Origin of the sequence: Pseudomonas sp. JH-2 (assembly GCF_036231725.1) — a bacterium.
Lineage (GTDB): Bacteria > Pseudomonadota > Gammaproteobacteria > Pseudomonadales > Pseudomonadaceae > Pseudomonas > Pseudomonas delhiensis.
Genome location: NZ_JAZAQP010000026.1, coordinates 24,555 through 45,537, shown reverse-complemented (window position 1 = coordinate 45,537; position 20,983 = coordinate 24,555). Strand labels below are relative to the sequence as shown.

Below are 20,983 nucleotides of genomic sequence, written 5' to 3'. Positions count from 1 at the left end.
GTCAGGCCGGCGCCTGGGCGAAGCGTAGCGGCTGGGCGGCCTGGCGCAGGGCCGCCGGGTCGCGGTAGCGGGCGCCGTGGTGGTCGGCGGGCAGGCGCGCGTGGCCGGCGCCGAACAGGCGCTCGCGCAGCGTCTCGCCGTCGTCGTAGGCCTCGCGGAAGCGGCCGCGGCGGCGCAGTTCGGGCACCACCAGTTCGATGAAGTCGCGGGCGGTATGCGGGGTGAGGAACTGGCGCAGGTTGATGCCGTCGATGCCGTCCTCGTCCAGCCACTTCTCGATCTCGTCGGCCACCACCTTCGGCGTGCCGGCGACGAAGAAGCGGCCCTCGTCGAAGCCGCCCAGGCGCTTCACCAGCTGGCCGACGGTGGCCTGCGGGTCGCTGGCCAGCAGCGCCGCCCAGGGCCCGCCGCTGGGCAGCTCGGTCAGCGGGGTGTGCGCCGGGTAGGCGGCCAGGTCCAGGCCCGACTGCATGTGCGCCAGGGCACCGTCGAGGCTCTGCAGGCGCCGGTAGTCCTCAAGCTTGGCCTGCACTTCCAGGTCGTTGCGGCCGACGATCACCGCCGCCTGGACGATGAACTTGATCCCCGCCGGGTCGCGGCCGTGGGCGCGGGCGCGTTCGCGCATGTGGGCGATGTTGCGGCGCACCGCGGCCGGCGTCGGGCCGCCGGTGAACACCACTTCGGCGTGGCGCCCGGCGAACTCGGTGCCGGCCGGCGAGCCGGTGGCCTGGAACAGCACCGGGGTGCGCTGCCGCGAGGGCTGGCAGAGGTGCGGCCCAGCGACCTTGAAGTGCTCGCCGACGTGGTCGATGTAGCGCACCTTGGCCGGGTCGGTGTAGAGGCGCAGCTGTCGGTCGGCGAGCACCGCGTCGTCGTCCCAGGAGCCTTCCCAGAGCTTGTAGAGCACGTCCAGGTACTCGTCGGCGATCTCGTAGCGTCGGTCGTGGGGCACCTCCTCGTCCAGGCCGAAGTTGCGCGCGGCGTTGGGCAGGTAGGAGGTGACGATGTTCCAGCCGACGCGGCCGCGGGTCAGGTGGTCGAGGGTGCTCATGCGCCGGGCGAAGGCGAAGGGCGGCTCGTAGGTGGTGGAGAAGGTGGCGCCGAAGCCCAGGTTGCGGGTCACCGCGGCCATCGCCGGGATGACCATCAGCGGGTCGTTGCTGGGCACCTGCACGGCCTCGCGCAGGGCCGTCTCGGGGCCGCCGCGGAAGCGGTCGTAGACGCCCACCACGTCGGCCAGGAAGACGCCGTCGAAGGTGCCGTGCTCCAGCAGTTGCGCCAGTTCCGTCCAGTAGTCGATGTCGTTGAAGCGGTGGCGCTGGTTTTCCGGGTGCGCCCAGAGCCCGTGGACGATGTGGCTGACGCAGTTCATCTCGAACAGGTTAACGTGCAATGGCTTCGACACGGATGCGGCGCTCCCGGGGTTGCGGCAGGTGGGGGATGGCGCCCAGCAGGGCGCGGGTGTAGGCGTGCTGCGGGCGGGCGAAGACCTCGCGCACCGGGCCGGTCTCGACGATGTGGCCGTCCTTCATCACCAGCACGCGGTCGCTGACGTGGCGCACCACGCCCAGGTCGTGGGAGATGAACAGGCAGGCCAGGCCCAGGCGCTGCTTGAGGTCGGCGAGCAGGTCGAGGATTTGCGCCTGCACCGACACGTCCAGCGCCGATACCGGCTCGTCGCACACCAGGATTTCCGGCTGCGCCGCCAGGGCGCGGGCGATGGCGATGCGTTGCCGTTGGCCGCCGGACAGCTCGATGGGCCGGCGCGCCAGCATGCCCGCCGGCAGGCGCACCAGTTCCAGCAGTTCGCGTGCCCGCTGCTGGCGCTCGGCGCGGCTGCCGCCGGCCTGGGCCAGGGCCTCGTCGAGCACGCGGGCCACGGTGTAGCGCGGGTCGAAGGAGGCCAGCGGGTCCTGGAACACCACCTGCACGCGGCGCCGTTCGCGGCGTTGGGCGAGGGCGTCGAGGGCGCTCCAGGCCTGGCCGCGCAGGTATACCTCGCCGCTGTCGGGGCGCTCCAGGCCGAGCACCATGCGCGTGAGGGTGGTCTTGCCCGAGCCGGATTCGCCGACGATGCCCAGGGTCTCGCCGGCGCGCAGGGTGAAGGAGGCCGCGGCCACCGCCTGGCGCGGCGCGCCGTCGGGGCCGGCGAAGCTCTTGGCCAGCTGGCGCGCCTCCAGCACCACCGGCCGGGCGCCGAGGCTGGCCGGCGGCGGCTCGCTGGCGGCGGGCTGCGGCGCATGGCTGATGTGCACCGCCGAGGCGGCGCGCAGCAGCGAGCGGGTGTAGGGGTGGCGCGGGTCTTCCAGCACCTGGTCGACCGGGCCTTCCTCGACTATCACGCCGTGCTGCATCACCGCCACGCGGTGGGCCAGGCGCGCCACCACCGCCAGGTCGTGGCTCACCACCAGCATGGCGCGGTCGCGCTGGCGCAGGCTCTGCAGCAGGTCGAGCACCTGCGCCTGGACGGTGGCGTCCAGCGCCGTGGTGGGCTCGTCGGCGATCAGCAGGTCGGGGTCGCAGGCGATGGCCGAGGCGATCAGCGCGCGCTGGCGCAGGCCGCCGGAGAGCTGGTGCGGGTACTGGCGGGCGCGCAGCTCGGCCTCGGGCACGCCCACCGCGCGCAGCAGGTCGAGGACTTTCTGCTGGCGCTGCTCGCGCGCCAGGGCCGTGTGCAGGCGCAGCGGCTCGTCGATCTCGCGGCCCACCGGGCGCAGCGGGTCGAGCGAGCCGAGGGCGTCCTGCATCACGAAGCCGATGCGCGAGCCGCGCAGCTCGCGCCACTGGCGTGTGCCCAGGCCCAGCAGGTCGAGGCCGTCGAAGGCCAGGCGCCGCGCGCGGACCTGGGCGCCGGCGCCGGTGAGCCCGGCCAGGGTGCGCGAGGTGACGCTCTTGCCCGAGCCGGACTCGCCGACCAGGGCCAGGCATTCGCCGGGGTAGAGGCTGAAGGAGACCTGCTGCAGCACCGGCTGGGCGCGGCCGAAGGCGACGTCCAGGCCGGCCACTTCCAGCAGCGGGCGGAACGGGTTGATCAGGGTGGTCATGGGCGTTTGCCCTCGCTGTAGCGCAGCAGGGCGCGGCCGAGCACGGTGACGGCGACCACGGTGAGGGTCACCGCCGTGCCCGGGGCCGCGACCAGCCACCAGGCGTTGGAAAGGAAGTTGCGGCCGACCGAGAGCATCGCGCCCCACTCGGGCGCCGGCGGCGGCGCGCCGAAGCCGAGGAAGCTCAGCGAGGCGCCGGCGGCAATGTTCGCGCCTATGCCCAGGGTGGCCAGGATCAGCACCGGGCGGATGGCGTTGGGCAGCAAGTGGCGCCAGATCACCGCCGGCCGCGACAGGCCCAGGGTGACCGCCGCCTCGACGTAGGCGGCGCCGCGCACCACCTTCGCCTGGGCCCGCACCAGGCGGGCGTAGCGCGGGATGCCGGCGATGCCCACGGCGAGCATGGCGTTGACCAGGCCCTGGCCCCAGAAGGTGATGATCACCAGGGCCAGCAGCAGCTCGGGGAAGGCCAGCAGCACGTCGATGCAGCGCATGGCGGCGGCGTCCAGCCAGCGCGGCCCGAGGCCCGCCAGCAGGCCCACGGCGATGCCGCCGAGCAGGCCGATGGCGGTGGCCGCCAGGCCCATCAGCAGCGATGGCCGGGCGCCGTGGACCAGCCGCGCGAGCACGTCGCGGCCGTTCTCGTCGGTGCCCAGCCAGTGCGCCGCGCCGGGTGCCTGGAAGGCGTGGCGGGCGCTGGCCGCCAGCGGGTCGGTGGCCACCAGCCAGGTCGGTACCAGGCTGGCGAGCACCAGCAGCACCAGGAACACCCCGGCCAGCGTCAGCCCCGGGCGGGCCAGGGCCGCGCCGAGGAAGGCGGGCAGCCGGCGGCGCCGCGAGGTCGCGGGCAACAGGCGGGGCAGTGCGGTCGACGGACTGGCCATGGGCGTTCTCCTGTCAGGGCGCCGGGTTCGGCAGGCGCGCGTGGATGGCGTCGATGGCGGCGAGGGCCTCCGGCGTCAGCTGCAGCTCGGCGGCGTCGAGGTTCTGCGCCAGCTGTTCGAGGCTGGTGGCACCGTTCAGCGCGCTGGCCACGAAGGGCTTGCCGATGACGAAGGCCAGGGCCAGTTGCGCCGGCGCCAGGCCCAGCTCGCGGGCCAGTTCCACGTAGGCGCGGGTGGCCTGCTGCGCCTCGGCGCTGGCGTAGCGGGCGAAGCGGCCATAGGCGGAACCGGCGCTCAGGCGCGCGCCGGCCGGCTGGGCGCCGTCCAGGTACTTGCCGGTGAGCACGCCGAAGGCCAGCGGCGAGTAGGCCAGCAGGCCGATGCGCTCGCGGTGGCTGAACTCCGCCAGGCCCGTTTCGTACTGGCGGTTGAGCAGGCTGTAGGGGTTCTGCACGCTGAGGATGCGCGGCAGGCCCAGGCGCTCGGACTGTTTGAGGAACTCGGCCACGCCCCAGGGCGTTTCGTTGGACACGCCGATATGGCGCACCCGCCCGGACTTCACCAGCTCGGCCAGGGCGGCGAGGGTTTCGCCGATGTCGTCGCTTTCCTCGTCGTCCACCCAGGGGTAGTCGCGGGTGCCGAAGAAGTTGCTGCTGCGGCTGGGCCAGTGCAGCTGGTAGAGGTCCAGGTAGTCGGTCTGCAGGCGGTCAAGGCTGCCGTCCAGGGCGCTGCGCAGGGTGGCCAGGTCGAAGCGCGTGGCGCCGTCGCGGATGTGCTGCATGTGCCCGCTCTGGCGCGGCGGGCCGACGATCTTGCTGGCCAGGACGATGTCCTGGCGGCGCTTGCTGCGCGCAAGCCAGGTGCCGATGAAGCGTTCGGTGTCGCCCCAGGTGTCGGCCCGGGACGGGGTGGGGTACATCTCGGCCGCGTCCACCAGGTTGACCCCGCGCGAAAGCGCGTAGTCGAGCTGGGCGTGGGCGTCGGCCTCGCTGTTCTGGTGGCCCCAGGTCATGCTGCCGAGGCCGATGACGCTGACCTTCAGGTCGCTGTTGCCGAGTGGGCGGTATTTCATGTGGAGGTCTCTCGCAAGGGGTCAGGCCGAGGCGGCCGCGGGGTGTTCGTACTGGCTGGCCGGGTAGGGCAGGCCGAGGTGTTCGCGCAGGGTGCTGCCCTGGTACTCGTGGCGGAACAGCCCGCGCTTGCGCAGGCGCGGCACCACTTCGTCGACGAAGATCTCCACGCCCGAGGGGAAGCTGTCGGGCATGATGTTGAAGCCGTCGGCGGCGCCGGCCAGGAACCATTCCTCCAGGCTGGCGGCGACCTGCTCGGGGGTGCCCACCAGCAGCCGGTGGCCGACCAGGATGCGGCGCGACAGCTGGCGCACGCTGAGGTTCTCGGCGCGGGCCAGGTTCAGCTGGGCCTCGAGGAAGCCGTGGGAGCCCTTCTCGAACTCGTTGACCGGGCCGATGCGCTGCCAGGGCAGCGGCGCGTCCGGGTCCAGCTCGCTGGCGTCGACGCCGATGCGCTGGGCGATCTGGCGCAGCAGGCCGCCTTCGCCGAGGTAGCTGTTCAGCCGCTCGAAGCGCTCCAGTGCCTCGGCCTCGGTGCTGCCGAGCACCGTCGACAGGCCGGGCATGATCTTCAGGTGCTCGGGGTTGCGCCCCCACTGGCGGGCGCGCTGCTTCATCTCGCGGTAGAAGGCCTGGCCGTCGGCGAGGGTGGTCTGGGTGGTGAAGATGGCGTCGGCGAAGCGCGAGCCCAGGGCCTTGCCGCCCTCCGAGGAGCCGGCCTGGACCAGCACCGGGCGGCCCTGGGGCGAGCGCGGCACGTTGAGCGGCCCCTTGACCGAGAAGTGCTTGCCGACGTGGTCGATGGCGTGCACCCGGGCCGGGTCGGCGAAGCGCCCGGAGGCGGCGTCGCCGATGATGGCGCCGTCTTCCCAGCTGTCCCACAGCTTGAGGGTGACGTCGACGAACTCCTCGGCGCGGGCGTAGCGGTCCACGTGCAGCGGCGCGCCGGCCAGGCCGAAGTTCTGCGCGGCGGCGTCGCCGGCGTTGGTCACCACGTTCCAGGCCGCGCGGCCGCCGCTGATGTGGTCGAGGGAGGCGATGCGCCGGGCCAGGTTGAACGGCTCGTTGTAGGAGCTGGAGGCGGTGGCGATCACGCCGATGCGCTGGGTGGCCGCGGCCACCGCGGTGAGCAGCACGGTGGGCTCCAGGCGCCCGGCCGGCTGGCGGCCGACGTCGCCGGCCAGGGCCGGGCCGTCGGCGAGGAAGATGGCGTCGAGGGTGCCGCGCTCGGAAATGCGCGCGATGTTCTGGTAGTAGCCGACGTCCAGGTAGGCGGTGGGCGGGACCTCGCCGGTGCGCCAGGCCGCGGCGTGGGCGCCGAAGCCGAGGATGTTCATGCCGATGCTCATTTGCCGCTGTGCGTTGCTCATGCCGGGGTCTCCTCGGTGCTGGGGGCTTGCTGTTGCGTGGCCTTGGCGGCGGCGAAGCGCTCGCTCCAGGCCTCGCTGGGAAGGGTGCCGTTGAGGTGGTAGTCGCCCAGGTAGGCCTCGCGCAGGATCGCCGGGTTGTGCGAGGCCAGGGTGCGGGCGTTGCGCCAGTGCCGGTCCAGGCGCCGGCCGCTGCTGGTGGCCGAGGCGCCGCCGACCTCGAAGAGCAGGGTGGCGGCCTCCAGCACCTGGGGCAGGACGACCTGCTGCGCCTGGTAGGCGCGGATGTCCGCCTCGCCGTACAGCTCGCGGCTGGCGGTGCCCGCGCGGTGCGCCTGCCAGGTGCGTTCGAGGGTGGCCGAGACGGCTTCCACCAGCGCCTCGGCGGAGAACGCCAGGCTGCCCAGGCGGCCCACCACGCGCTGCACCAGCGGGTCCTGGCGCGGGCTGGAGCGGCCGGGGATGCCGAAGGCGCGGGTGCGGCCCTGGACGAACTCGATGGCGTCGCGCAGCACCGCCTGGGCGATGCCGGCCAGGGTGGCCAGGTGTACCTGCTGGTAGAAGGCGGTGATGTAACTGTCGCTGCGGCCTTCGCCGACCTTGAAGCGGCGGAACAGTTGGTGCTCCTCCACGCGCACGCCTTCGAAGCGGGTGGTGCCGCTGCCGGTCAGGCGCTGGCCGAAGCCGTCCCAGTCGTCCAGGCGGGTGACGCCGGGCGCGGCGGTGGACACAGCCACGGCGACGTGCTCGTCGCCATCGCTGGCCGACACGGCGATCCAGTCGGCGTAGAGGGTGCCGGTGCAGTAGTACTTCTCGCCGTCCAGCAGCCAGTGGCCGTCCTGGCGGGTGAGGGTGACGCTGTTGCCGGTGACTTCGCTGCGTTCGGCCATGGCCGCGCCGAACAGCTCGCCGCCGACGATGCGCGGGAACCAGTGCTGGCGGCTGGCCTCGTCGTCGTCGTTGAGGCGGCCTTCGACGAAGCCGAAGTGCGCGCGGAAGATCTGCGGCAGGTTGGAGTCGGCGGCGCCGAGCCGGCGGACCAGGCGGAACAGCTGCGGCAGGCTGGCGCCCAGGCCGCCGTAGGCCAGCGGCACGCGCAGCGCGCCGAAGCCGGCCTCGCGCAGCCAGGCCACCGGCTCGTAGGCCAGCTCGCGGTCCTGTTCGCGGTCGATGGCGCCGGCGGCGATGCGCTCGAATACCGGCTCGAAGCGCTGCAGCAGGGCGGTGTCGTCGGGGTGCGCCGGCGCGCCGGCGGCGGCGGGAAGGTCGTCGGGGAAGATCATCGCGGTGTCCTCGGGGCGGGCGATGGAAGGAAGCGGCGCCTCGCGGGCGTCGAACAGTTGGCGCAGGTTGGCCAGGGCGATGCTCGCGGTCATGCTCATGCCTCGCTCACCCGCGGGTCGACCAGGGCGTTGAGCAGGTCCACGGCCAGGTTCACCAGCACGTAGATCAACGCCGCCAGCAGGGTGATGCCGAGCACCACGGGCACGTCCTTGTCGTTCACCGCGTTGAGCATCAGGCGGCCGATGCCCTGGCGGGCGAACAGGTTCTCGGTGATCACCGCGCCGCCCAGCAACGCGGCGAAGACGAAGCCGGACAGGGTGATCAGCGGCGTCAGCGCATGGCGCAGGGCGTGGCCCAGGCGCACGCCGGCCTCGGACAGGCCGCGGGCGCGGGCCATGGCGATGAAGGGCTGCTCGAGGATTTCCTCCAGCTCCTGGCGCAGCACCTGGGCCAGCACCGCGGCCACCGGCAGGGCCAGGGTGAGGATCGGCAGCACCAGGCTCTTCCAGCCCCGCGAGCCGGTGGGCGGCAGCCAGTGCAGCTGGAAGGAGAACACCAGCAGCAGGAGGATGCCGAGCACGAAGCTGGGCATGGACGACAGCAGCAACTCGCCGCCGGAGGCCAGGCCGCGGGCCCAGGGCGCGCGGTTGGCGGTCAGCACCGCCGCGGCCACCGCCAGCAGCACCGCCGCCAGCGCCGCCCACAGGGCCAGCTGGGCGGTGGCGCCGATCTGCCCGGCGATGGCCTGGGCCACCGGGATGCGCAGGCGGTAGGACTCGCCCAGGTCGCCCTGGACCAGGCGCCCCAGGTAGTGGGCGTACTGCACCGGCAGCGGCTGGTCCAGGCCGTAGTCGCGGCGCACCTGGGCGATGGCCTCGGCGGTGGGCATGGCGTCGGGCCCGCCGAGGATCGCCAGGGCCGGGTCGCCGCCGCTGACGTTGAGGGCGACGAAGGTCAGGCTGGCGGCGCCCCAGAGCACCGCCAGGCCGCCGAGGAAACGCCAGAGCACGCGGCGCAGGGCTTTCATGGTTGCGGCTCCCGGTCCAGCCAGACGCTGGTGAAGAAGGGCACGTTGTGCGAGCTGTCGAACACCACGCCCTTGACGTTGCGGCGGTAGGCGATGGTCAGCTGGCTTTCGTACACCGGCACCGCCGGCACCACCTCGGTGAGGCGCTGCTGGGCAGCGCTGTACAGGCGCTGCTGCTCGGCGGCGTCGGTGCTGCGGCGGGCGCGGGCGAGCAGGTCGTCGAGCTGGGCGTCGCGCAGGCGCGCGCTGTTCTGCCCGATCAGCTTCGGCGTGGCGATGGAGTTGCTGTGGTAGAGGATGTACAGGCCGTCCGGGGTGTTGGTGTGCCAGTAGCCGCCCACCAGCGCCTGGTAGTCGCCGGCGTAGCGCAGGTCGTTGACCTGGGCCTGGGGCAGCACGCGCAGGCCCAGGTCGATGCCGACCTTCTTCGCGTCGGCCTGCATGGCCACCGCCACGCTCGCCGGCAGCGCCGGGCTGTCGATCATCAGCAGGGTGGCGGCCAGGCGCTGGCCGTCGCGGGTGCGGTAGCCCCCGGCATCGCGCCCGGTCCAGCCGGCCTCGTCGAGCAGGGCGCCGGCGGCGGCCACGTCGTAGCTCAGCGCGTCGCGGTAGGCCGGGTCGTAGAAGCGGGTGTTGGCGGCGAGGAAGTCGGCCTTGACCTGGAACTCGCCGAAGCCGGTGATCCAGGCCAGGCCGTCGCGGTCGATGGCGCGGGCCAGGGCCTTGCGCACGCGCACGTCGTCGAAGGGGAAGCGCTCGACGTTGAAGGTCAGGCTGCGCACCGGGTTGCCCTTGCGGATGCGGCTGCGCAGCACCAGTTGCGGGTCCTTGCGGATGGCCTGGGCGTTCTGCGTCGGCGCGTCCAGGGTGAAGTCGTACTGCCCGGAGACCAGCGAGCTGTAGCGGATCAGCGCCTCGGGCACGAAGCTCAGCTCCAGGCGCTCCAGGTAGGCCGGGCCCTGGTGCCGCAGCACCGGCGGCGCCCAGTGGTAGCCGGCGCGGCGGACGAAGGCGGCGCCCTGGTCGCGGGTGTAGCTTTCCAGCACGAAGGGGCCGGAGCCCACCGGGTGGGCGGCGATGGATTTCGGGTCTTCGAGGATCTGCTTCGGCGAGATCATCCCCAGCCAGGACTGCGCCAGCACGTCGAGGAAGGGCGAGTAGGGTTCGCGCAGGGTGGCCTGGAAGGTGTACTCGTCGAGCACCTTGCCCGACTGGTAGGGCGCGATGTAGGCCGCGGCCAGCGGCGACTTGGTCGCCGGGTCGCGCATGTGTTCGAGGTTGATGCGCACGGCCTCGGCGTTGAATTTCGTGCCGTCGCTGAAGCTGACGTCGTCGCGCAGGTGGAAGGTGTAGGTCAGGCCATCCGGGGAGATGTCCCAGGACTTCGCCAGCCAGGGTGAGACCTTGCCCTGTTCGTCCTGGTACACCAGGCAGTCGTAGAGGATGCGCCCCAGCCACTGCACGTTGCCGTGGGACAGCGCGTGGATATCGAAGGAATAGGTGTCCAGCGCCGCGGTGACGCGCAGGGTGCCGCCGGGCTGGCCGGGGGCCTGCTCGTGGAAGTCCTCGGCCGGGTAGCTGAGCTGGCCGTCCTTGAGGGTGCCGGTGTCGAGGGCGGCGCCGCTGGCGCCGGGCGTGTCGTCGGCGGCCGGCGAGCAGCCGGCCAGAACGGCGGCCAGCAGGGCGCCGGCCGCCAGGGGCAGGAGTCTGTCGATCATGCCGGCCTCCGCGAGGCGGCCGGTGGGGCTTGCAGTGTCGATGGCATCTACGGGGTCCTGTTGCCAGGCGGGCGGCGGATCGCACCGCCCGCGTCAGTGCGCGCCGCCCCGGTCGGGCGGCGCGGCCGGTCAGTAGCGCAGTTCGAGGCCGACGTAGGCGCCGATGCCGTCGCCCGGGTAGAGGGCGGCGACGTCCTTGCCCTTGGCGTCGTACTGCGGCGACACGGCGGTCACGTACTTCTCGTTGGCGAGGTTCTTGAGGTCGAGGGAGACCTTCCAGTCCTTCTTCGGTGCCTCGTAGCCGACCCCCGCACCGAAGATGGTGTAGGAGGGGGCGTAGAAGCTGTTGGCGTAGTCCACCGCGGTGCGCGAGGCGGAGGTCACGTTGACGCCGCCATAGAAGCCGCTGGGGTGCTGGTACTGCAGCTCGCCCTGGTAGACGTGCTTGGGAATGCCCGGCAGTTGGTTGTCGCCGAAGGTGTCGTCGTGGCGGTAGTAGAAGTCGTTGTAGGTGTACGCCTGGCGCCAGCTGATCTTCTCGCCGACGCTGTTCTCCCAGAGCAGGGTGTTCAGCCCGGCCTCGACGCCCTGGTGGATGGTCGGGCTCTCGGCGTTGAAGGCCGAGGTGACCGCGGCGGTGGTGGCGGTGGCGGGAATGATCTGCACGTTCAGCAGCTCGTCGCGGATCCACGAGCGGTACAGCGCCAGGCTGCCGTCGAAGATGCCGTGGGAGCCCTTGATGCCGACTTCCAGGGTGTTGGCCTTCTGTTCCACCAGCGGCTTGACGAAAGGCGTGGCGGCCGCCGAGTTGGAGTACTGCCAGGACGCCGGCGGGTCGATGGAACGGCTGAAGTTGCCGAACAGCTGCAGGTCCGGGGTCAACTGGTAGCGCAGGCCGATGCGCGGCGCGGCGCTCCAGTTCTCGTAGGTGTCCTTGCTCGGGTAGCCGCTGGTGTTGGCGGTGTTCACGTACTTGATGTCGGTGCTGCGGCGCACGTTGATGAAGGACAGGCCGGTGGTCAGCCAGAGGTCCTCGGTCAGCTCGAGGTCGTTGCCGAAGGAGAAGACATGGTCGAAGGACGAGCCGTAGTCCACTACCTTCACCGGCTGCTTGTTGGCCCGTGTCGAGTCGACTCCGCCCTTGAGGTGTTCGGTGGAGGTGAAGGCCGCGCTGGAGCGGCTTTCATGGCCGAACCACTGGTCGGTGCGCGAGTAGTTGAGGACGAAGCTCAGGTCGTGCCAGTCCCAGTAGCTGGGGTTGGTCGGGCTGTCCGGGCTGTTGTTGTGCGGGTAGTCGTAGTAGACCAGGCCGACGTCCAGCTTGGCGTCGTCGTCGAAGGTATAGGTGGTCTTGCTGCCGACCCAGGTGCTGCCCGGCCGGCGGCTGCCGGCGCCGCTGCTGGCGGCGGTGGGGCTGGCCTTGTCCGGGTCGTGCTTGAGCTGCTTGAGGGTGATGGCGCTGGGGTCGTTGTGGTACTCGTCGCGGTAGCGCACCAGCAGGCGCGTCTGCAGCTTCGGGTTGAAGCTGTAGCCGAGGTTGAGCACCACGCCCTGGCTCTTCGACAGGCTGTAGTCGCGGTAGCCGTCGTTGCGGTAGTTGTCGACGTTGGCGTAGTAGTCGAAGCCGCCGGCCACGCCGCCGGCGCTCAGCACTTCCTTCTGGTAGCCATAGCTGCCGGCCTCCACCCGCAGGCGGGTGCCGGGCGCGGTGTAGCCGGTCTGGTTGACGAAGTTCACCGCGCCGCCGAGCGTCAGTGCGCCGTACTGGAAGGCGTTGGCGCCGCGCAGGATCTCGGTGTAGTTCACCCCCGAGCCGTTGAGGAACTCGTAGGGCGTGCCCCCCGGGCCGGTCAGCGGCAGGCCGTCGAAGAGGAACTTGATGCCCTCGCGGAAGTAGCCCGGCGAGGTGTTGGCGCCCGAACCGCGGATGGAAATCTTCGCCGCGTCGTTGCCGCCGGTGGACTGCACGAACACGCCGGGCTGGTAGGCCAGGGTGTCCTGCAGGTTGGCGGTGCGGCCCTTGGAGAGCTGCTCGCTGTCCACCACGCTGACGCCGCCGGGGACGTCGGCGAGCTGGCTGCGCGCCGCCTCCACCGGGCTTTCCTTCTGCGCCTGCACCACCACCGTCTGCAGGCGGGTGCCGCTGCTTTGCTTGTCGCCGTCGCTGGCGTCGCCGCCCGACGTTTCGGCCATTGCCTGGCTCCCCACCAGCAATACCGCCGAACCTATGCTCGCCGACCAGAACGTTGCCCGACGGATCGCCAAGGCAAGTTTCCCCCATTCACCCCCAACATAATTAACAGCCAACTTCAAAGTCCTCGTGGGATAGACAAGATGTTCAGCTTTCTATTCGTATAGTCATGCTCCGTTTCTACTTGAGCAGAAGTCGTGCCAATTCAATAATTTGTTTAAATTCAATGAGTTGTAGTTTGTTTGAATTTTCTGTCTGCTTGCGCTGGATCAACAGGTGCTGATGTTCTGTTGGTTTGTGCGCAGTGCTTGGGTTATATGCAAATAACGTGATGTTGGATGGCGGAAAGTTGTATTGCGCCGGGCGGGGAAAGTTGGGGTGTTTTTTCGTAGGAGCGAGCTTGCTCGCGAACGGCTTCAGCCGGTGGGGCTGGCGTGGGAGGTTGACGCCGTACCCTCTCCCCAGCCCTCTCCCGCAAGCGGGAGAGGGGGCCGTTCGGCATGGCTGAGAAGTCAGGCGTTAGCCGGAAGCTACAGGATTACGCGGAGGCCTCGGCAGGCAGAGGACAGTCCCCTCTCCCTTCAGGGAGAGGGTTGGGGAGAGGGTGCTCTTCAGGACAGGCACCGCCTCCGACCGGCAAACCCCGTTCGCGAGCAAGCTCGCTCCTACAACAGCAGTGCCCGCCCCCGCGCGCCCTTCAGACCGCCAGCCCCCACAGCCAGCGCTCCTCGAACGGCGGCGCCAGGTCGACGCTGGCGGGCGCCAGGCGTGGCGGCAGCGGGCGGCCCTCGGCCGGCAGCTGCGGCACCGAGGCCAGCAGGCGCCGGGTGTAGGGGTGTTGCGGGGCCTGCAGCAGCGCTTCGGTGGGGCCGGATTCGACGACCTTGCCCTGCAGCATCACCAGCACCTCGTCGCTGAGGTGGCGGATCACCCCCAGGTCGTGGGAGATGAACAGGTAGGCCAGGCCCAGCTCGTCCTGCAGGTCGGCCAGCAGGTCGAGCACCTGGGCCTGCACCGAGACGTCCAGCGCCGACACCGGCTCGTCGCAGATGATCACCTTCGGCTGGCTGGCCAGGGCGCGGGCGATGGCCACCCGTTGCCGCTGCCCGCCGGAGAGCTGCAGCGGGCGGCGCTGCGCCAGTTCCGCCGGCAGGCGCACCTGGCGCAGCAGTTCGGCGATGCGCGCCGGGCGCAGGGCGGCGTCCAGGCCGCCGGCCTGGAGTGCGTCGTCGAGCACCTGGCCGACGCTCCAGCGCGGGTCGAAGGAGCTCAGCGGGTCCTGGTAGATCACGCTGATGTCGCGCCGCCGCGGGCGCCGTTCGCGCTCGCTCACGCGTTGCGCGGGCGCGGCGTTCCAGGGCCGGCCGGCGAATTCGACGCTGCCGGCGTCCGGCTCCAGCAGGCCGAGGGCGATGCGCGCGGCGGTGCTCTTGCCCGAGCCGGATTCGCCGACGATGCCCAGGGTGCGCCCGGCGTGCAGGCGGAAGCTGACGTCGTCGAGCACCTGCCGCCACTGCTGGTCGGGGCCGCGATAGCGCTTGCCCAGGCCGCGGGCCTCCAGCAGCACCTCGGGGTGCGCGGCAGCCTCGCGGCGTGCGGCCGGCGCCGCGCCGGGCGTCAGCCGGGTGCCGCGCGGGCGGTTGGCGGGGATCGCCTCCAGCAGGCTGCGGGTGTACGGGTGGCGCGGGGCGTGGAGGATCTGCTCGATCGGGCCCTGTTCCACCACCTCGCCGTGGCGCAGCACCAGCACCTCGTCGGCGAGCTGGGCGACCACCGCCAGGTCGTGGCTGATCAGCAGCAGCGAGTCGCCGCGCTCCTTGACCTGCTGCAGCACGCCGAGGATCTGCGCCTGCACGGTGGCGTCCAGCGCGGTGGTCGGCTCGTCGGCGATCACCAGGCCCGGGTCCAGGGCCAGGGCGCTGGCGATCAGCGCGCGCTGGCGCAGGCCGCCGGAGAGTTGCTCGGAACGCTGCCGGGCGCGCAGCGCCGGTTCCGGCACGCCGACCTTCGCCAGCAGCTCCAGCACCCGCTGCTGGCGGCTGTGGCGGTCGCCCCAGCGGTGGGTGGCGAGCACTTCGAGGATTTCCTGGCCCACCGGGCGCAGCGGGTCCAGCGACACCAGGGCGTCCTGCAGCACGAAGCCGATCTCGCGGCCGCGCAGCTCGCGCCAGCGCCGATCGTCCAGGGCCAGCAGGTCGCGCCCGGCGTATTCCAGGCGCCGCGCCTGGACGCGCGCGCCAACCCCGGCCAGGCCGACCAGGCTGCGCGCCAGCACGCTCTTGCCCGAGCCGGACTCGCCGACCAGGGCCAGCGCGCGGCCCGGCTGCAGGGTGAAGGACAGGCGGTCGAGCACGCGGTGCTCGCCGAAATGCACGGACAGGTCTTCGACTATCAGCGGTTGGCGCGGCATCAGCGGCGGCCCTCCAGGCGTCGTTGCAGGTAGCGCCCGGCGACCGTGGTCGACAGGGTGGTGAGGACGATGAACAGGCCGGGGAAGAAGGTCAGCCACCAGGCGTTGACGATGAAGTCGCGGCCCATGGACAACATGGTCCCCCATTCCGGCGCCGGCGGCCGCGCGCCCAGGCCGAGGAAGCTCAGCGCCGAGGCCCAGACGATGGCGTGGCCCACGCCCATGGTCAGGGTGACGATCAGCGGGCGCATGGCGTTGGGCAGTATCTGCCGGACGATGGTGCGCCAGGGGCCGTGGCCCAGCGCCCGGGCCGCCTCGATGTAGCCGGCGTTGCGCACCGCCAGCACCTGGCCGCGGACCATGCGCGCGTAGCCCGGCGCGCTGCCGATGCCGGTGGCGACGATCAGCGGGCCGATGCCGCTGCCGAAGATGGCGACGAAGAGCAGGGCGAGGATCAGGCTGGGGAAGGCGAACAGCACTTCCAGCAGCCAGCCGATGCCGCGGTCCACGGCGCCGCCGGCCAGGCCCGCGGCGAGCCCCAGGCCGATGGCGATGCTCATCGCCAGGGCGGTGGCGGCCAGGCCGATGGTCAGCGACTGGCGCGCGCCGTGGATGACCCGCGCGTAGATGTCGCGGCCGGACTGGTCGGTGCCGAACCAGTGGGCCCAGCCCGGCGTGCTGAACGCCTCGCGCGGCTGGATGGCCAGGGGGTCGTCGTGGGCGAACAGCTGCGGGAACAGCGCCGCGGCCACCAGCAGCGCCAGGAAGGTCGTGGCCAGCAGCGCCGGCCAGGGTAGCGGGCGGGCCTGGCGGCGTGGCGCCAGGGGCAGCTCGAGGGTCGGGGCCAGCTCGCTCATGGCGCACTCCTTTGCAGGCGGGGGTCGACCAGCTCGTACAGCAGGTCGACCAGGATGTTGGCCAGCACGTAGCCGGCGGCGACCACCAGGGTGATGCCCAGCACCAGCGGCAGGTCCTGGCTCTGCACGGCCTGGAACAGCTGGCGGCCCAGGCCCTTGCGGGAAAAGATCACTTCCACCACCACCGAGCCGCTGAGCAGCGCGCCCAGCGCCCAGCCCGACAGCGAGATGGCCGGCAGCACCGAATGGCGCAGGGCGTGGCGGTAGCGCACGGCGCGGTCGCTCAGGCCGCGGGTGCGCGCGGAAAGGATGAAGGGCTGCTCCAGGGTGATCTCCAGCGCCTCGCGGGTGACCTGGCCGATGAACCCGGCCAGCGGCACCGCCAGCGCCAGGGCCGGCAGCACCAGGCTGCGCAGGCCATCGCTGCCGGCCGGGGGGAACAACTGCAGGCCGAAGGCGAAGGCGGCCAGCAGCAGGATCGCCAGCCAGAACTGTGGCAGCGCCGCGGCGAGTGTCTCCAGCAGCGAGGCCAGGCCGCCGAACCAGTGGCGGCGGCCGGCGCTGAGCAGCGTCCAGCCCAGCACCATCAGCCAGGCCAGGGCCAGGGCGGCGAAGGTCAGCTGCAGGGTGGCGCCGGTCTGCTCGGCGAGGATGCGCGTCACCGGCAGGTGCTGCGAGTAGGAGGTGCCGAGGTCGCCGCGCAGCAGGTGGCCCAGGTGGATCGCGTACTGCACCGCCAGGGGCCGGTCCAGGCCGTATTCGCGGGTGGCCTCGGCGATGGTTTCGGGCGTGGGGTTGCCGCTGGGGCCGCCGAGGATCGCCAGCACCGGGTCGCCGGGCATCAGGCGCAGGGCGAAGAAGGTCAGGCTGGCGGCGGCCCACAGCACCAGCAGGCCGCCGAGCAGGCGCCAGGCGGCGTGGCGGGCCAGGCGCAGCAGGCGTTCGCGGCGTGGATCGGGTGCGGAAAGTGTCATGGGTTCACCCAGGCGTCATAGAGGGAAGTGACCGCCAGCGACGGCTCCAGGCGCACCCCGTGGGCGCGCTTGTAGATGCCCAGGCGGGTGCTCTGCGGGTAGGTGGTCAGCTGCAGGTACTGGCTGGAGGCGAGGGCCTGGGCCTGGTGGTACAGCTCGCGGCGGCGCGCCGCGTCCTGGGTGGCCAGGGCCTGTTCCATCAGGGCGTCGAAGCGCGGGTCGTCGAAGCCGGCGGTGTTCTGGTGGTAGCCGCGCACCCCGGCCGGGCGCAGGAAGGCCGAGCCGAAGATGATCCGCAGCACGTCCGGGGTGTTGGTGTTCCAGTAGCCGATGCGGATGTCGTAGTCCCAGTCGGCCTGGCGCTGCTGGGCGAGCACGTCGCTCATCTGCTCGATGATCACCTCGAAGCCGGCGCTGCGGGCGGTGGCCTGCACCTGCTCCCACAGGCTGAACTCCGAGGGCGGCGTGCGGTTGCCCATGATCACGTGGACCTGCAGGCGCCTGCCGTCGCGGGTGCGGTAGCCCTCGGCGTCGTGGCCGGTCCAGCCGGCGGCGTCGAGCAGTTGCTCGGCGCGCAGCGGGTCGTAGTCCTGGGCGTGCTCGAAGTCCGCGCTGTAGAAGGGCGTGGCCGGGCTGAGCGGGCCGCCGGCGCGGGGGAACTCGCCGAAGTACACGCTCCTGAGCGCCGCGTCTATGTCGGCCGAGCGGATGAAGGCCTCGCGCACGCGAATGTCGTCGAAGGGCGCGCGGGTCATGTTGAGGGTGCCGTTGGTGGGGTTGCCGGGGCGCTGGGCGACCAGCAGCGACACCTCCGGGTTGGCCCGCGCGGCGGCGTGGGATTCCGGCGGCACGCTCTCGATCACGTCCACCTCGCCGGCCTGCAGCGAGGCGAAGCGCACCGAGGGCTCCTGGATGAACTTCCAGACGATGCGCTCGAGGTACGCCGGGCCCTGGTGCGCCGCGGTGGGCGGCGCCCAGTGGTAGTCGGGGTTGCGCTCCAGCAGCACCTGGTTCTGCCGGTCCCAGCGCACCACCTTGAACGGGCCGCTGCCCACCGGGCTTTCGCAGTTCTCGTCGCGCGGGCGGCGCAGCGCGGCGGGCGACTGGATGCCGAGGAAACCCTGGGCCAGCACTTCGAGGAAGGCCGCGTAGGGCGTGGCCAGGTGCACCACCGCGGTGTGCGCGTCCACCACGTCGGTGCCGCGGTACTGGCGCACGTAGCCGCCGGCGGTACTGGACTGGGTGCGCGGGTCGACCATGTGGTCGAGGTTGGCCTTCACCGCGCTGGCGTCGAACGGGGTGCCGTCGCTGAAGCGCACGTCGTCGCGCAGGTGGAAGGTGTAGCTCAGGCCGTCGGCGGAGACTTCCCAGCTTTTCGCCAGCCAGGGGCCGATGCGGCCGTTGGCGTCCATGGACACCAGCGAGTCGAGGAACTGCCGGGCGAGGAACACCTGGGGCATGTCGCCGGCGACGTGGGGATCGAGGCAGATGGGTTCGCGGTCGGTGGCGTAGGTCAGGGTGCCGCCGCTGACCGGGGTGTCGCCGTGGGCCTGGTGCTCCTGCGCCTCGCGGCAGCCGCCGAGCAGCGCGGCCAGCAGCAGGGGCAGGGCGAGGGCCAGGGAATGTGGGGTAGGGCGTCTGGGCTTCAAGCGTGGGCAGCCTTCTGCAGGTGGAAGACGGGGCGGCCTGCGCTCGCCGAGCACGGCCGCCCAGGCTGCGTTGCACAAGCCATGCCCGGCCTGGAAGGCGCATTCCAGTGGGGTTTCGCCCGGGTTTCGCGCTGCTGCGCGGGCAGTTTGTCGATTCGCTGTTGCTGGCTGAGCAGTTGGCGGTCGGGGCGGTTGTGGAGCGATCAACAGCGCGGCAACAGATGTTCGTTCGAGTACACCGCCGTTATTCCGCAACTTGCTGATTCACAAGGAATTACCGCTTGGCATGGATTCTGCGCGGGCGCTGTGGAGCACGACTATGCGCATAGAGGCTCATCCACTCATCGGAGGACCATAGGAGCCTTGCCGTGCATTCGAAAAAAACCAGAACCCATGTCACCCCCGCCGGCCTGGGGGGCCGGCTGCTGAGCCTCGGCGCCGGCCTGTGCCTGGCCGGCGGCCCGTTGTGGGCCGCCCAGGCGGAGGACGGGGCGGCCGACGCCCGCCTGGCCACGGTGGTGGTCGAGGGCGCCGCGCGCAGCGAGGCGCAGAAGGCCGCGGAGCAATTGAAGAAGGTGCCCGGCGCAGCCGTGGTGGTGGACAACAAGGAGGTGGAGAAGGGCCGCGCGACCAACGCCGAGGACGTCTTCGCGCTGCAGCCGGGGATTTTCGCCCAGGCCACCAGCGGCAGCGGGGCGAACAAGATTTCCATCCGCGGCTCGGGCCTGAACACCTTCTACCAGGGCTACGCGCTGGGCATCAAATACCTGTTCGACGGCCTGCCCATCACCGGTCCGGGCGGCACCCAGGAAGACTACCTGAGCATGAACGGCATCGATCACACCGAGGTGCTCTACGGTGCCAACGCCTTCGACTACGCGGCCACCAGCCTGGGCGGCGCCATCAACTTCGTCACCCACAGCGGCTACACCGCGCCGGGCAACTACCTGCGCCTGGAGGCCGGCAGCTTCGGCTACCGCAAGCAGCAGCTGAGCACCGGCGGGGTAGTGGACGACAGCGACTACTACGTGTCGATCTTCCACAACGAGCGCGACGGCTACCAGCACGACACCCCGAACAAGGGCCAGGAGCTGGTGGCCAACCTCGGCCACCGCTTCAACGACAGGCTGGATACCCGGCTGATCGTGCGCTACCGCGAGGAGACGCTGACCCAGGGCAACACCCTGACCCGCGAGCAGATCAAGCACGACTCCGACTCCAACAAGGTGCCCACCGGGCGCAAGAAGGACGGTTCCACCTGGGTGGGCAGCACCACCACCTACCGCTTCGACGACGACTCGCGGCTGCAGGTGGGCCTGAGCGTCAACGACTACCCGCTGCTCAACGGCTGGCGCTACTCGGCCACGCCGCAGGACTGGCGCTCCACCGACACCAACCTGACGCTGCGCTACCTGCGCCGCCAGGACCGCCTGTTCGGCCTGCCCAGCGACACCACCCTGACCTTCAGCAGCACCCGCTCGCAGTTCGCCGACGTGAAGTCCCACAGCCGGGCCACCGGCCAGCAGCTGCAGCACACCGACTACACCGGCTCGCGGGATAGCGTGTTCGCCTTCGGCAACGAGCTGCAGCTGGACGAGCGGCTGTGGCTGGTGAGCGGGCTCTCGGCGATCAACATCGACCGCGACGTGAGCATCGAGTACAGCACCAGCGCCAACACCAGCGAGTTCCCCGGCGAGGTCAGCTACAACAAGTGGTACGCGGCGCCACGCCTGGGCCTGCGCTACCAGCTGACGCCGGACGTCCAGCTGTTCGGCAACGCCAGCCGCTCCATCGATCCGCCGGTGACCTGGCAACTGGGCAGCACCGGCGTGCCCTACGTCCGCCCGCTCACCCCGCAGAAGGCCGACACCCTGGAGGTGGGCATCCGCGGCAGCGTCGGCGTGGTGGACGGCAGCCTGGCGCTGTACCGCTCCTGGGTGAAGGACGAGCTGCTCTCGGTGGTGGTGCGCCAGGCCACCGCCACGGCGGACGCGCTGGTGGCCAACTCCAACGCCAGCCCGACCATCCACCAGGGCATCGAGGCGGGGCTGGGCATCCAGCTCTGGGAAGGCGCCAACGGCGACCGCCTGGACCTGCGCCAGGCCTGGACGCTGAACGACTTCCACTACCGCGGCGACAGCACCTTCGGCGACAACGAGCTGCCCAGCCTGCCGCGCCAGGTGTACCAGGCGCAGCTGAACTACCAGCGGCACGACGGCTACTACGCCGAACTCAACGCGCGGGCGGCCTCCAGCTACTACGTGGACTACGCCAACACCCTGGGCGCGCCGTCGTACACGCTGTGGGGCGCCAAGCTGGGCTACCAGGCGCCGGGCCGGCGCTGGGAAGTCTTCCTCGACCTGCGCAACCTGACCAACGAGCACTACGCCACCGCGGCCAACACCGCCTACGACGCCAAGGGCCGGGACTCGGCCAACTTCTACCCGGGCGACCCGTTCAACGTCACCGCCGGGGTGGCCGTGCGCTTCTGATGCGCTTCTGAGCCGC

At 71.3% G+C, this 20,983-nt stretch carries 14 protein-coding genes; 1 reads left to right on the top strand and 13 read right to left on the bottom strand.

Translation table 11 applies throughout. The features are described from left to right. Position 1 precedes the first annotated feature (1 nt). From VV867_RS18285 to VV867_RS18225, 13 genes are all read right to left on the bottom strand, one after another. On the bottom strand, positions 2–1,405 hold the full coding sequence (locus VV867_RS18285; RefSeq protein ID WP_328567193.1) for an LLM class flavin-dependent oxidoreductase: 1,404 nt from the start codon (positions 1,403–1,405) through the stop codon (positions 2–4). Beyond that, the gene (locus tag VV867_RS18280; RefSeq protein ID WP_328567192.1) at positions 1,383–3,044 is read right to left on the bottom strand and encodes an ABC transporter ATP-binding protein; all 1,662 of its coding nucleotides are present in this window, start codon (positions 3,042–3,044) and stop codon (positions 1,383–1,385) included. Before VV867_RS18280 ends, VV867_RS18285 begins: the two co-directional genes overlap by 23 nt. Further along, on the bottom strand, positions 3,041–3,928 hold the full coding sequence (locus tag VV867_RS18275) for an ABC transporter permease (RefSeq protein WP_089392412.1): 888 nt from the start codon (positions 3,926–3,928) through the stop codon (positions 3,041–3,043). The genes VV867_RS18280 and VV867_RS18275 overlap by 4 nt, the downstream gene beginning before the upstream one ends. Before the next feature lie 13 nt (positions 3,929–3,941). Beyond that, a complete protein-coding gene (locus VV867_RS18270; protein ID WP_328567191.1) occupies positions 3,942–5,000 on the bottom strand; it encodes an NADP(H)-dependent aldo-keto reductase in 1,059 nt (352 codons plus the stop codon). A 21-nt stretch (positions 5,001–5,021) separates the two neighbouring features. Continuing rightward, positions 5,022–6,368: an LLM class flavin-dependent oxidoreductase gene (locus VV867_RS18265; protein ID WP_109935576.1), complete on the bottom strand. Its 1,347-nt coding sequence runs from the start codon at positions 6,366–6,368 to the stop codon at positions 5,022–5,024. Further along, positions 6,365–7,741 (bottom strand): acyl-CoA dehydrogenase family protein, encoded by a 1,377-nt coding sequence (locus tag VV867_RS18260; RefSeq protein WP_328567223.1) that lies wholly within the window; start codon positions 7,739–7,741, stop codon positions 6,365–6,367. The genes VV867_RS18265 and VV867_RS18260 overlap by 4 nt, the downstream gene beginning before the upstream one ends. Before the next feature lie 2 nt (positions 7,742–7,743). Continuing rightward, entirely contained in the window at positions 7,744–8,676 is a 933-nt protein-coding gene (locus VV867_RS18255; RefSeq protein WP_109935574.1) for an ABC transporter permease, read from the bottom strand. Further along, on the bottom strand, positions 8,673–10,394 hold the full coding sequence (locus tag VV867_RS18250; RefSeq protein WP_328567190.1) for an ABC transporter substrate-binding protein: 1,722 nt from the start codon (positions 10,392–10,394) through the stop codon (positions 8,673–8,675). The genes VV867_RS18255 and VV867_RS18250 overlap by 4 nt, the downstream gene beginning before the upstream one ends. A 129-nt stretch (positions 10,395–10,523) precedes the next feature. Further along, on the bottom strand, positions 10,524–12,587 hold the full coding sequence (locus tag VV867_RS18245) for a TonB-dependent receptor family protein (RefSeq protein ID WP_275626773.1): 2,064 nt from the start codon (positions 12,585–12,587) through the stop codon (positions 10,524–10,526). Positions 12,588–13,282: 695 nt separating this feature from the next. Continuing rightward, positions 13,283–14,995: an ABC transporter ATP-binding protein gene (locus VV867_RS18240; protein WP_328567189.1), complete on the bottom strand. Its 1,713-nt coding sequence runs from the start codon at positions 14,993–14,995 to the stop codon at positions 13,283–13,285. Continuing rightward, complete coding sequence (locus tag VV867_RS18235) at positions 14,995–15,852, bottom strand: ABC transporter permease (RefSeq protein WP_328567188.1); 858 nt, start codon at positions 15,850–15,852, stop codon at positions 14,995–14,997. Before VV867_RS18235 ends, VV867_RS18240 begins: the two co-directional genes overlap by 1 nt. Further along, entirely contained in the window at positions 15,849–16,826 is a 978-nt protein-coding gene (locus tag VV867_RS18230; RefSeq protein WP_328567187.1) for an ABC transporter permease, read from the bottom strand. Before VV867_RS18230 ends, VV867_RS18235 begins: the two co-directional genes overlap by 4 nt. Further along, a complete protein-coding gene (locus VV867_RS18225; protein ID WP_442965041.1) occupies positions 16,823–18,475 on the bottom strand; it encodes an ABC transporter substrate-binding protein in 1,653 nt (550 codons plus the stop codon). Before VV867_RS18225 ends, VV867_RS18230 begins: the two co-directional genes overlap by 4 nt. Before the next feature lie 368 nt (positions 18,476–18,843). On the opposite strand from VV867_RS18225, the gene VV867_RS18220 reads away from it, so the two are divergent. Further along, a complete protein-coding gene (locus VV867_RS18220; RefSeq protein ID WP_275626770.1) occupies positions 18,844–20,967 on the top strand; it encodes a TonB-dependent receptor family protein in 2,124 nt (707 codons plus the stop codon). The last annotated feature ends 16 nt before the right edge of the window (positions 20,968–20,983 follow it).